We start from the raw sequence: 13058 nt of genomic DNA, 5'->3' as shown, positions 1-13058 counted from the left end.
CGCCCCCTACACGATGCTGCAGGAGCCGACTTGCCGGCGAAGCCTCAGGCGCGGAACTGTCCCAGGCTGGCCTTGAGCTGCGCCGCCAGGCTGTCCAACACCTTGCCGCTGGCGGTGGTTTCCACCACGGCCTGGGCGGCGCGCTCGGCCTGGGCATGAATGGTTTCCACCCGCCCACGCACCGCCTGCGCGCCTTGAGCCTGATGCGCCGCAGCCTGGGTGGCAAGACCAATGGCGGCATGCACCTGCTCCACCGAAGACTGCACCGACTGCTGCAACCGGGCACTGTCGCGCAACACCAGCAAACCTTCACTGGCCTGACGCCCCGCCTGACCAATAGCTGCCACCGCCTCCCGCGCGCCTTGTTGCAAGGCACCGATATGTGCCTGGATATCGCCAGTGGAACTCTGGGTCTTGCTGGCCAGGGCTCGCACTTCGTCTGCCACCACGGCAAATCCACGCCCAGTCTCACCGGCCCGAGCCGCTTCGATTGCCGCGTTCAGCGCCAGCAGGTTGGTCTGCTCGGCAATGCCGTGAATTACCGTCAGCACCACCTCGATCTGCTCACTCTGTTGAGCCAACCGCTCGATCACCTTCGCCCCGGTATCCACCTGCCCCGCCAGGGCCTCGATTAAGCTGCCAACCTGTTCCGAGGTGCGCGTGGTTTCGTCAGTCGCCTGGCGAATTTCCACCACTTGCTGCAGCGCGGCCTGCATCGCCTGGCTTTCCGCCTGAGCCTCATCGGCCATCTGCGACAAAGCCCGCAAGCTCTCCGCCACCTCGTCGCGCTGCGCCTCGGCCACAGCATCCGCCCCGGCATTACGCAGACTCATGGCACCGATCTCGACCCCGGTACGCTGCGCCACATCACCCGCCTCACGCACGATGGGCTGCAACTTATCCACAAAGCGGTTCACTGCCGATGCCATGTCACCGATCTCATCATTGCTGTTGAGCGGCACCCGCTTGGTCAGATCCCCCTCGCCCGCCGCCAGATCATTGAGTGCCGAGATCAGCAGATGCAGCTTGCTCACCACCCGTCGCCCCAGCACCACCGCCAGCAACAGCAACAGGGCCAGGCCCACCAACGCCAGGCCAACACCAATCTGCCAACGCAAGGTCGCCGCAGCCTTTTGCACCGTGCTCGCAGTATTGGCCTGCATTTCTGTGGCAGTGGCCTGCGCCGACTGCAAGCGCGAACGCATCGCCGCCGAACTGTCGGCAGAGGCTCCCTTCAAGCTGTCACCGACTAACTGATCGCTGCTGGCGATCAAGACCCCAAAGCGTTGATCCAGCGCGGCGATATCCGCCTCCACCGAGGCCGTCGACACCCCCATCAACACCTTGCCGATCTCTACCCCGTTGGGGTTGATCGACGCCTCAAGGTAGTAGACCGAAGGATCGTTTTTAGCCGCATCCAGGACCTTGTCCAGCGCCCGATCACCATTGCCCTTTTCCAGCAGGGCCTTGTTGATTGGATTCTCCCGATTCAAATAGCGAGTCAGGTGCTCACCCGCAGCATCGTCATAGACCACGAACAGCACATTGGGATTACGCTGGGCACGCCGCGCGAACTCGGACAGAGTCGGCACATCACTGTCCCACATGGCCCTGGGCGCAACGGATGCCAGCAACTGAGCCATGTCATTGGCGGAGTCCTTCAGGTCTTTTTCCAGGGCGGCACGCAACTGAACCTGCTCTTCCTTCAGTCGCGAAGACAGGCCGGCAGTCAGGCGCTGGCGAGTGTTGCTGGACAGACTCTCCAGGCTGGAGGTGACCTCCTTAGCGGCCTGCTCGAGCTCGCCAGACAATTTCTGGCTATCAACACCCAGACGAGCAGCCAGGTCCGCCTCAAGTGCAGTCACCGTGCTCCGAGTCAGGGCAACGGCTAGCAGCACCTGCACCAAAAGGGCGATACCGAGAGTAACGAAAACAGGCCGCAATAAACGGCTTTGTAACAATGAGAGAACGGCCGACACAGGAAATCCCTCTGCTTTGACGCCATTGTTTTGATGGCACTCTAGACGAGATTTTCACAGCAAGGGTCATGCCGTGCGGCACGCAGAAATGACAAAGGGCCCGATCAAGGGCCCTTTGTTCTTTACATCAACAACTTATCAAGCGAACGGATGACGCAGAACGATGGTTTCGTTGCGGTCCGGACCTGTCGAAATAATGTCGATCGGCGCGCCGATCAGCTCTTCAACACGCTTGATGTAGGCACGGGCGTTAGCCGGCAGCTCTTCCAGGGTCTTGGCGCCCACAGTCGATTCGGTCCAGCCCGGCACTTCTTCGTACACAGGCTGCAGGCCTACGTAGCTGTCGGCGTCGGTCGGCGCAACGTCCTTGCCTTCTGCATCTTTGTAACCGATGCAGATGTTGATGGTTTCCAGGCCGTCGAGTACATCCAGCTTGGTCAGGCAGATGCCCGAGATGCTGTTCACATCGATAGCGCGACGCAGGATAACGGCGTCGAACCAGCCGCAACGACGCGCACGGCCGGTGGTGGCGCCGAATTCGTGACCTTGCTTGGCCAGGTGAGCGCCGACTTCGTCGAACAGCTCAGTCGGGAACGGGCCCGAACCTACGCGAGTGGTGTAGGCCTTGGTGATGCCCAGAATGTAGTCCAGGAACATCGGGCCAACGCCCGAACCGGTCGCCACGCCGCCAGCGGTGGTGTTGGAGCTGGTCACGTACGGATAGGTGCCGTGGTCGATGTCCAGCAGGGAGCCTTGGGCGCCTTCGAACATGATGTCTTTACCGGCGCGACGCAGGTCGTGCAGCTCGGCAGTGACGTCCAACATCAACGGCTTGAGCAGCTCGGCGTATTCCTTGCACTCAGCCAGGGTCTTTTCAAACTCGATGGCCGGCTCTTTGTAGTAACCCACCAGCATGAAGTTGTGGTAATCCACCAGTTCACGCAGTTTGTCTTCAAAGCGCGGCATGTTGAGCAGATCGCCCACACGCAGGCCACGACGTGCAACCTTGTCTTCGTAGGCCGGGCCGATGCCGCGACCGGTCGTACCGATCTTCAGCTCGCCACGGGCCTTTTCACGGGCCTGGTCCAGCGCAACGTGGAAGGACAGGATCAGCGGGCAGGACGGACTGATACGCAGGCGCTCGCGCACCGGTACGCCTTTCTCTTCCAGCTTGGTGATCTCACGCAGCAGAGCGTCAGGTGCAACCACTACGCCGTTGCCGATCAGGCACTGCACGCCTTCGCGCAGCACGCCCGACGGGATCAGGTGCAAGACGGTTTTTTCGCCATCGATGACCAGGGTGTGGCCAGCGTTGTGGCCACCTTGGTAGCGCACTACGGCGGCAGCATGTTCGGTCAGCAGATCAACGATCTTGCCTTTGCCCTCATCACCCCACTGGGTGCCCAGGACTACGACATTCTTACCCATAACACTTGTCCTCATTCGCGCAAACTTGGTGCCGGCAGCCGCCGGCAGGAAAACTCAAGAAGCCAGCGGCAATACTTGCCAAAGCCCATTCTGCTGAATCAATTGCCGGTCGCAGTCCGCTTCACGGGCGGCGGCCAAAGGCTGCCCAGGCAGAGCCTGAACGACACGCTGACCCTCACTGCGCAACTGGCAGACGGTCTGCCAGAGTGCCGCATCAGTGCTGTCAGGCATCCAGATACCGCCAGACGGTAGCTCGACTTCAGCACGCCCCAGGGTCACCAGGGTTTTCAAATCGGTGGAGAAGCCAGTCGCTGGACGGGCACGCCCGAAATCCGCGCCAATGTCATCGTAGCGACCGCCCTGAGCAATGGATTGACCCACGCCCGGCACAAACACCGCGAACACCACACCGGTGTGGTAGTGGTAGCCGCGCAACTCGCCGAGATCGAAATACAACGGCAAATTCGGGAACCGCACCGACAGGCGCTCGGCAATCGTCAGCAACTCATCCAGTGCCAGCAGAACCGAAGTCGGCGCCCCGGCCAAGCGACGGCGGGCATCGCCCAGCACTTCGCGACTGCCACACAAGTCCACCAGGGAGCGCAGCATGTCCGCCAGATCGGCAGGCAGGCCTTCGGTCAGGCTGATGACTTCATCGATCGCCTTGCGCTGCAGGGCGTCGAACAACTGTTGCTCCACGGCTCCGGACAGGCCAGCAGCCTGGGCCAGGCCACGGTAGATACCCACGTGCCCCAGGTCCATATGCACATCAGGCACATCGGCCAGTTGCAACATGGCCAGCATCAGGCTGATGACCTCGACATCGCTGCTCGGGCTGGCATCGCCATACAACTCAGCGCCCAACTGGATCGGGCTGCGTGAGGACGATAAGGCCCGCGGCTGCGCATGCAGCACGCTGCCGGCGTAGCACAGACGGCTCGGCCCTTCACGGCGCAAGGTGTGAGCATCGATACGCGCCACTTGTGGCGTGATGTCGGCACGGAACCCCATCTGCCGGCCCGACTGCGGGTCAATGACCTTGAAGGTACGCAGATCCAGATCCTGGCCGGCACCTGTCAGCAGGGATTCCAGGTATTCGATATGGGGAGTGACGACGAACTCGTAACCCCAACTCTGAAACAGATCCAACACCTGACGACGCGCCACTTCGATGCGCGCCGCTTCCGGCGGCAGTACTTCTTCGATGCCATCTGGCAGCAGCCAGCGGTCTACCGTTGCCATTACGCCATTCCCCTATGGTCCGGGCGGCAAGCCTGGGGCCAGCCTTAGAGTGAAGCAGAAAACAATCGCATCCGACGCGAGCTCAGCCGGACAGGCAGCCAGGAATCAGCTGTACAGACCATTTTCCTCGAAAAATCTCGCCGGGCTCTGAACGAACCACGACCAATCAAAGATGCAGACGCAAAAAAGCCGGGAATTTCCCGGCTGCCGCATCATACACCCGTTTTTCCAAAGGATCACCCCGCGAGGCGTTTTAGCCGCCCGGCGGGGTGCCCCTAGGTCAGGGGCGGATCAAGGCTTGGACTTTTCCAGATAGTGGAAAAAGTCGCTGCTTGGATCCAGAACCATGACGTCGGATTTGTTCGCGAAGCTTTCACGGTAGGCACGCAGGCTACGGTAGAACGCGTAGAACTCCTGGTCCTGACCGTAGGCCTTGGCGTAGATCGCCGCTGCCTGCGCATCACCATCACCGCGCGCCTCTTCAGACTCACGATAAGCTTCAGCCAGCAGCACGCGACGCTGACGATCAGCGTCGGCACGGATGCCTTCCGCCAGTTCGTTACCCTTGGCACGGTGCTCACGAGCCTCACGCTCACGCTCGGTGCTCATACGCTCGAACACGCTGCGGTTCACTTCCTTCGGCAGATCGATAGCCTTGACCCGGACATCGACCACTTCGATACCCAGTTCCTTTTCCGCCATCTTGTTCAGCGAAGCAGTGATATCCGCCATCAGCGCATCACGCTCACCGGAAACCACCTCATGCAGGGTGCGCTTACCAAACTGGTCACGCAGGCCCGATTCCAGACGACGGGAAAGACGCTCGTCGGCAATCTGCTTGAGACCGGAAGTCGCGGTATAGAAGCGCTCGGCATCTTTCACCCGCCACTTGGCGTAGGCATCAACCATCACGGCTTTCTTTTCCAGGGTCAGGAAACGCTGCGTCGGTGCATCCAAAGTCATCAGGCGCGCATCGAACTTACGGACCTGGTTGATGTAGGGCACTTTCCAATGCGGGCCAGGCTGGACATCCGCCTGGACCACACGACCGAACTGCAGCAACACCGCGCGCTCGGTCTGAGCGACGATGTAGAAGCTGTTCCAGGCAACCACCGCCACGACAACGCCCACGATCAGGGCGATCAGCGATTTATTGCTCATCAGCGACTCTCCCTAGAACGCGTCTGCTGCTGTTGCTGCATATGATCAGCCGCCGCACGCGCATTCGCTTCATTGCTGGCCGCAGAAGCCGAGCCCGTTACCGGAGTGCCACCGCTACGACCACTGTCGATCATCTTGTCCAGCGGCAGGTAAAGCAGGTTGTTCTGCCCACCCTTGCTGCCAGTCACCAGGACCTTGCTGGTATTGCTGAAAACTTCCTGCATGGTGTCCAGGTACAAACGCTGACGTGTGACTTCAGGAGCCTTGCGGTACTCGGCAACCAGCTTGGTAAAGCGATCCGCCTCACCTTTGGCCCGCGATACCACCTCATCACGATAACCGTTGGCATCCTCGAGGATGCGCTGGGCCTGACCACGAGCTTCCGGAACAACGCCGTTGGCATAGGTCTCGGCCTGGTTACGCGAACGCTGCTCATCCTCACGAGCACGGATCACGTCATCAAAGGCTTCCTGCACTTCACGCGGTGCGGCTGCGCTCTGTACGTTCACCTGAGTCACGGTGATACCGGTGCGATAGTTGTCGAGGAAACGTTGCAGACGCTCCTTGATCTCGCTGGCCATCAGCTCACGGCCTTCGGTCAGTACCTGGTCCATTGCGGTGGAACCCACCACGTGGCGCAAGGCACTGTCAGTCGCATGTTGCAAGCTGATTTCCGGCTGATCGACGTTCAGCACGAAGTCTTGCAGGTTGCTGATCTTGTACTGCACGGTCAGCGGCACTTCGACGATGTTCTCGTCCTCGGTGAGCATCTGCCCTTGCTTGGTATAGGCACGCTCACGCGTGACGTTCTCCATGTACTTGCGATCCAGCGGCGGGAAGTAGATGTTCAGACCCGGCCCGACAGTCTCGTAGTATTTGCCGAGGCGCAGCACCACGGCCTGCTCCTGCTCGTCGACGACATACACCGCGCTGTACAGCCACACGGCCGCCAGCACGACAAGGCCAATACCCAGCAAGCCGAAACCACCGCCCTTGCCGGAGCTACCGCCATCGCCACCACGTTTCTTACCACCACCGAACAACCCATTCAGGCTTTCCTGCAGCTTACGGAAGGCCTCGTCAAGATCTGGTGGCCCCTTGCGATCGCCGTTATTGCGGCGTTTACCACCCCAAGGGTCCTGATTATTCGAGTTGCCACCCGGCTCATTCCAAGCCATAGCGCTCTCCATCTGATAAAGCAAAGACGCACCCACGGCGCGCCGACCAATGCTACAGAATGCCTGCTACAGCGGCACAACCGCTTGCCCAGGCTTTTATTGCAAAGTGTGTTGCTCGATGAATTCGGACGGCTGCATACCTTCGCGACTGACCAGCCGATTCAACTCGGCTCGCGGCAGGCGCACGGCCAGCAAACTGACACCCTCGTCGTCGTGTTCTTCCTTCTGCACAGCATTCAACTGGAAAAACTGTGCTCGCAGTCGAGCAAAACGCTGAGGCAAGCGCAAGGTGCCCACGAACAAATCTTCGCCCAACAGCTCCGCCATGGCCTGCTTGAGCAAATCCAGTCCCTGGCCGTCACGAGCCGATAACCAGACCCGCTGCGGCTTGCCGTCGGGGTCTCGCTGGATCTGTGGCTCAACGCCCTCGAGCAAATCGAGTTTGTTATAGACCTCCAGGATCGGCAAGTCTTGAGCCCCGATTTCCCCCAGCACCACCATCACCTGCTCGATTTGGGCCATGCGCTCAGGCTCATGGGCGTCGATCACATGAAGCAGCAAGTCGGAGTTGCTCGACTCTTCGAGCGTAGCCCGAAACGCTTCCACCAATTTGTGCGGCAAGTGGCGGATGAAGCCCACGGTATCAGCCAGCACGATCGGCCCCAGATCATCCAGCTCGAGCCGGCGCAAAGTCGGATCGAGCGTGGCGAAAAGCTGGTCGGCCGCGTACACGTCGGATTCGGTCACCGCATTGAACAGGGTCGACTTGCCGGCGTTGGTATACCCCACCAGCGATACCGTCGGAATGTCGGCGCGCTTGCGCCCTCGACGGGATTGCTCACGCTGACTGCGAACCTTTTCCAGGCGTGCCTTGATCTGCCGCAGACGCACTCGCAGCAGGCGTCGGTCAGTTTCCAACTGGGTTTCACCTGGACCGCGCAGACCGATACCGCCTTTCTGCCGTTCAAGGTGAGTCCAGCCGCGAACCAATCGCGTACTCATGTGTTCAAGCTGGGCCAGTTCAACCTGGAGCTTGCCTTCATGAGTGCGTGCGCGCTGAGCGAAGATATCGAGAATCAGGCCCGTGCGATCAATCACGCGACACTCGAATACACGTTCGAGGTTACGTTCCTGACTGGGCGTGAGGATGTGATTGAAAATCACCAGATCTACCTGTTCGGCGTTGACCAGGTCGCGTAATTCCTCGACCTTGCCGCTGCCAACCAGGTATTTGGCGGTTGGCCGATGACGCGGCACGTTTACAAACGCGACGGTCTCGGCGCCGGCCGATATTGCCAGCTCCTGAAACTCCTGCGGATCTTCGCGCGCCTCAGGGTCCTGACCATCCAAGTGAACGAGAATGGCCCGTTCACCACCACCGTGGCGCTCAAAGAACAAAGGAGACTCCTATCAGGCGTTACCTGGCTCAGCGTCACCCTGTTCGGATTCGGATGCGCTAGGCAGACGAATCGGGCGAACTGGAACTACTGTCGAGATAGCGTGCTTGTAAACCATTTGGCTGACGGTGTTTTTCAGCAGGATAACGAACTGGTCAAACGACTCGATCGTGCCTTGCAGTTTGATCCCGTTGACCAAATAGATGGAAACCCCAACCTTCTCTTTACGCAATGTATTCAAGTAAGGGTCTTGTAGCGAATGCCCTTTTGACATGTGCCGCACTCCTTTAAGGATCAATAATAAAAATCGGAAAACAGGTGGCTAAAGCCGTCACACCCCCAAGGATAGACGGCAATTACAAGGACTCAGCTCAATATGGAGATCGTCCCCAAGTATTTCAAGGCGCGTGGCAGATTGTCGCAATCCAGGCTGTCCAACCATTGCAGGTCAGCCCAACTGCGTAACCAGGTGAACTGGCGCTTCGCCAATTGGCGCGTGGCAATGATGCCCCGCTCCTGCATTTCGGCTGACGTCAGCTTGCCATCCAGATGATCCCAGACTTGGCGGTAGCCCACTGCACGTATAGACGGCAACCCGGCATGCAGGTCACTTCTCGAACGCAGAGCTACGACCTCGTCAATGAATCCCTGTTCCAACATTTGTGTGAATCTTTGTGCAATACGCTGGTGCAGTACCTGGCGATTCGCCGGAGCGATGGCCAGATTCGCGACAGTATAGGGCAATTGACTGCGTCCCGATGCGCCTGCTTCAGTACTTTGCGCCAATTGACGCTGGCGATGGGCAGTCATTGTCAAGCCGCTGACCCGATAGACTTCCAGCGCCCGGGTCAGGCGCTGGGGATCATTAGGGTGGATCCTGGCCGCAGACTCTGGATCAACCACCGCCAACTGGTCATGCAGCGCTTGCCAGCCAAGGCGTGCAGCCTCGTCTTCAAGCTCGGCACGCACACTGGGATCCGCCGGAGGCATGTCCGCCAAACCTTCCAGCAGCGCCTTGTAATACAACATGGTGCCGCCCACCAGCAGCGGGATCTTGCCCCGCGAGGTGATATCCGCCATGGCCGCCAGGGCATCGGTGCGAAAATCCGCCGCAGAGTAACTTTCGGACGGGTCAAGGATATCGATCAGACGGTGGGGAAACTGCGCCAGCAACTCCTTGGAGGGCTTGGCGGTACCAATGTCCATGCCGCGATAGACCAATGCCGAGTCGACGCTGATCAGCTCGCAAGGCAGCACCTTGGTCAGCTCTATGGCCAGATCGGTCTTGCCCGCAGCGGTCGGGCCCATGAGGAAAATCGCTGGAGGAAGCTGAGTCATCAACGGCCGCGCAGAAAGAGTTTGTCCAGGTCGTCCAGGCCCATCTGGGTCCAGGTCGGTCGACCGTGGTTGCATTGACCACTGCGTTCGGTGTTTTCCATATCCCGCAGCAAGCCGTTCATTTCCGGCAGGGCCAGTCGCCGATTGGCGCGAATCGCTCCGTGGCAGGCCATGGTCCCCAGCAGCTCATTGAGGTGAGCCTGGATCCGGTCACTGGTGCCATATTCCATCAGGTCTGCGAGCACATCGTGCACCAGGCGATTGGCCTCGGCCTGCTTCAACAGCGCCGGGATCTGCCGGATCGCCAGGGTCTCGGGCCCAAGGCGCTGCAGCTCGAAGCCCAGGCGCTGGAACCAGCTGGCATGCTCTTCAGCACAGTCTGCTTCACGCTGGCTGACCGCAATCGACTCCGGCACCAGCAATGGCTGGCCACTCAGGCCTTCGCTGGCCATCGCCACCTTCAAGCGCTCGTACATAATCCGCTCATGAGCCGCGTGCATGTCCACCAGCACCAGGCCCTGGGCGTTTTCCGCCAGAATGTAGATGCCCTTGAGCTGCGCCAGGGCGTACCCCAATGGGGGAATGTCCTCCTGCCCCTCTGGCAGGGCCGCAGCGGCGCCCCCCGGCAATGGCGCAAAAAACTCGCGATAGGCCCCCTGGGCCTCCGCTGCTGGCAACACTGCCTGGGGGCGTGGCGTGTACTGATATTGGTAGCCGGCGCCGGCACCAGTACCTGGCGCACTGAGGTTCGGCTGGGACTGCGGCTGCTCTAGGGCCAAATTCGCCGCCAGGCGCATCTCCCCCTGGGGCCCGAACTCTCCGGCCTCGATACCGGTCGGCCGCACGATACCTGCCACCGCAGCGGGCGCCGCCAACTGGTCCTCGGGACGCACATCGCCCAAGGCTCTGTGCAAGGTGCCATAGAGGAAGTCATGCACCATGCGTCCGTCACGGAAGCGCACTTCGTGTTTGGTCGGATGCACGTTGACGTCGACCACCGAAGGATCGACTTCGAAAAACAGCACAAAGGTCGGGTGCCGGCCGTTGAACAGCACATCGCGATAAGCCTGGCGCACCGCGTGGGCTACCAGCTTGTCCCGCACGGCGCGTCCATTGACGTAGAAATACTGCAAGTCCGCCTGGCTGCGAGAAAAGGTCGGCAAGCCCACCCAGCCCCATAGATGCAGGCCATTGCGCTCGACCTCAATGGGCAGCGCCTGCTCCAGAAAGCCCGAGCCACAGACCGCTGCCACACGCCGGGCACGCGCCGCGTCGTCCTTGGCTTCGTGCAGGCTGAGGATGCTCTTGCCGTTGTGCCGCAGATGAAAGGCCACGTCAAAACGCGCCAGGGCCAGGCGCTTGATCACTTCCTGCAAGTGATCGAACTCGGTCTTCTCCGCCTTGAGGAACTTGCGCCGGGCCGGAGTATTGAAGAACAGATCACGCACTTCCACCGAAGTCCCCACCGGATGCGCCGCCGGCTGTACTCGCGGAGCCATGTCCCGGCCTTCGGTTTCCACCTGCCAGGCCTGCTCGGCATCCCGGGTACGGGAAGTCAGGGTCAGACGAGCCACGGAGCTGATGGAGGCCAAGGCTTCACCGCGGAAACCCAGGCTCATTACCCGCTCCAGGTCTTCCAGGTCGCGAATCTTGCTGGTGGCGTGACGGGCCAGCGCCAGCGGCAGGTCGTCGGAGGAAATACCACTGCCATCGTCGCGCACCCGCAACAGCTTGACCCCGGCCTGCTCAACATCCACATCGATGCGCTTGGCACCAGAGTCCAGGCTGTTTTCCAGCAACTCCTTGATCACCGAGGCCGGGCGTTCAACCACCTCGCCTGCCGCGATCTGGTTGGCCAGGCGGGGGCTGAGCAGCTCGATACGCGCGCCGCTGATTGCCGAATCACTCATTCCTTGGCCGCCAATTCAGTGCCGGGGACGGTCAGGACCTGCCCCACTTTCAACTCGTCGCTTTTCAGGTTGTTGGCGTTGCGCAAGGCAGCCGCTGAGACCTGATAGCGCACCGCAATCATGGCCAGGGTCTCACCCGGGCTGACCCGGTGATCACGTGGCCCCTGGGCGATTTTTCCGGAATCCCGCAGCCAGGCGATATACGTCCCTGGTGGTGGGTTTTGCTGGAAGAACTGCCGCACACCGCTGCTGATGGAACGCGCCAAGGCCTGCTGATGGCTGGCGGTAGCCAGCTTCGAGGCTTCGTTAGAGTTGGAGATAAAGCCGGTCTCCACCAGGATCGACGGGATGTCCGGGGACTTGAGCACCATGAACCCGGCCTGCTCCACCCGTTGTTTGTGCAGCGGCGTAACCCGGCCGATATTGTTCAGGACCTTCTGCCCGACATTCAGGCTGGAGGTCAGGGACGCGGTCATCGACAGGTCCAGCAACACCCCCGCCAGCATCCGGTCCTTGTCATCCAGACTAACGTTGCCGGCACCACCGATCAGGTCGGAACGGTTTTCACTGTCCGCCAGCCAGCGGGCAGTTTCCGAAGTGGCACCGCGCTCGGACAAGGCGAACACCGAAGCACCAAACGCAGCAGCCGAAGGGGCGGCGTCAGCGTGGATCGAAACGAACAGGTCAGCACCCTTCTTCCGAGCGATCTCGGTACGGCCACGCAACGGAATGAAGTAGTCGCCAGTACGGGTCAGTTCGGCGCGGAAGCCCTTGAGGCCATTGACCTGACGCTGCAGTTCCCGGGCGATAGCCAACACTACATCTTTCTCATGCTGCCCTCGCGAGCCGGACGCACCCGGGTCCTCACCGCCGTGACCGGCGTCGATTACCACAATGATGTCGCGCTTGCCCGCCGGAGCTGGAGGCAGCTTGATCGCTGGTTCCACCGGGGTGACCGGCACTGCCGGCACGGTCGCGACAGTGGGTGGAGGCGCAGCAGGTGGCGCGGCGTCAGCGGGATTATCGAACAGGTCGACCACCAGGCGATTGCCGTACTGGGCGTTGGGCGCCAGGGTAAAGCTTTTTGGCGTGACGGCTTTTTTCAGGTCGATGACCACCCGCAGGTCGCTGGGGGTGCGCTGCGCCGAACGCATGGCGGTAATCGGCGTGTTGGCCGTGGCAACGTTCAGCGGGCCGCCAAGAGTCGCGCCATTGATATCGATCACCAGGCGATCCGGGGCCGTCAGGGTAAAGACGCTGTGCTGAACCGGGCCGGACAAGTCGAATACCAGTCGCGTGTTATCCGGTGCCCGCCACAGGCGGACACTGCGAACCTGTGTAGCGGCCACAGCATCGACGGCCAATGCCGTAAGCAACAGTCCTACGACAGCAACCAACGCGCGAATGCGCATACCTAACCCCATC

Annotated in this window: 10 protein-coding genes; all 10 read right to left on the bottom strand. The window is 60.8% G+C overall.

Going from position 1 to position 13058, the window contains the following annotated elements:
* Positions 1 to 44 precede the first annotated feature (44 nt).
* The 10 genes from GV819_RS26345 to GV819_RS26300 all read right to left on the bottom strand — a co-directional run bounded on the left by GV819_RS26345 (position 45) and on the right by GV819_RS26300 (position 13057).
* Complete coding sequence (locus GV819_RS26345; protein ID WP_161758979.1) at positions 45 to 1979, bottom strand: methyl-accepting chemotaxis protein; 1935 nt, start codon at positions 1977 to 1979, stop codon at positions 45 to 47.
* Positions 1980 to 2117: 138 nt separating this feature from the next.
* Positions 2118 to 3407, bottom strand: a complete 1290-nt coding sequence (locus GV819_RS26340) for an adenylosuccinate synthase (RefSeq protein WP_010213605.1) — start codon at positions 3405 to 3407, stop codon at positions 2118 to 2120.
* 54 nt (positions 3408 to 3461) lie between these two features.
* Complete coding sequence (locus GV819_RS26335) at positions 3462 to 4649, bottom strand: ATP phosphoribosyltransferase regulatory subunit (RefSeq protein WP_161758978.1); 1188 nt, start codon at positions 4647 to 4649, stop codon at positions 3462 to 3464.
* A 291-nt stretch (positions 4650 to 4940) separates the two neighbouring features.
* Positions 4941 to 5810: a protease modulator HflC gene (gene hflC / locus GV819_RS26330; protein ID WP_161758977.1), complete on the bottom strand. Its 870-nt coding sequence runs from the start codon at positions 5808 to 5810 to the stop codon at positions 4941 to 4943.
* A complete protein-coding gene (gene hflK, locus GV819_RS26325; protein WP_161758976.1) occupies positions 5810 to 6988 on the bottom strand; it encodes an FtsH protease activity modulator HflK in 1179 nt (392 codons plus the stop codon). Before hflK ends, hflC begins: the two co-directional genes overlap by 1 nt.
* 96 nt (positions 6989 to 7084) lie before the next feature.
* Positions 7085 to 8386: a ribosome rescue GTPase HflX gene (hflX, locus tag GV819_RS26320; RefSeq protein WP_161758975.1), complete on the bottom strand. Its 1302-nt coding sequence runs from the start codon at positions 8384 to 8386 to the stop codon at positions 7085 to 7087.
* A gap of 12 nt (positions 8387 to 8398) precedes the next feature.
* Complete coding sequence (gene hfq / locus GV819_RS26315) at positions 8399 to 8659, bottom strand: RNA chaperone Hfq (RefSeq protein WP_007921378.1); 261 nt, start codon at positions 8657 to 8659, stop codon at positions 8399 to 8401.
* A gap of 92 nt (positions 8660 to 8751) precedes the next feature.
* Positions 8752 to 9723 carry a tRNA (adenosine(37)-N6)-dimethylallyltransferase MiaA gene (miaA, locus tag GV819_RS26310; protein WP_161758974.1) on the bottom strand — a complete coding sequence of 324 codons (972 nt, stop codon included), beginning with the start codon at positions 9721 to 9723 and terminating at the stop codon, positions 8752 to 8754.
* On the bottom strand, positions 9723 to 11633 hold the full coding sequence (gene mutL / locus GV819_RS26305; protein ID WP_161758973.1) for a DNA mismatch repair endonuclease MutL: 1911 nt from the start codon (positions 11631 to 11633) through the stop codon (positions 9723 to 9725). The genes miaA and mutL overlap by 1 nt, the downstream gene beginning before the upstream one ends.
* On the bottom strand, positions 11630 to 13057 hold the full coding sequence (locus GV819_RS26300) for an N-acetylmuramoyl-L-alanine amidase (RefSeq protein WP_218579776.1): 1428 nt from the start codon (positions 13055 to 13057) through the stop codon (positions 11630 to 11632). The genes mutL and GV819_RS26300 overlap by 4 nt, the downstream gene beginning before the upstream one ends.
* Between the last annotated feature and the right edge of the window lies 1 nt (position 13058).

Source organism: Pseudomonas sp. Fl5BN2, assembly GCF_009908205.1.
GTDB lineage: Bacteria > Pseudomonadota > Gammaproteobacteria > Pseudomonadales > Pseudomonadaceae > Aquipseudomonas.
The sequence above is the reverse complement of the archived record's forward strand: the minus strand, read 5'-3'. Positions and strand labels throughout refer to the sequence as shown.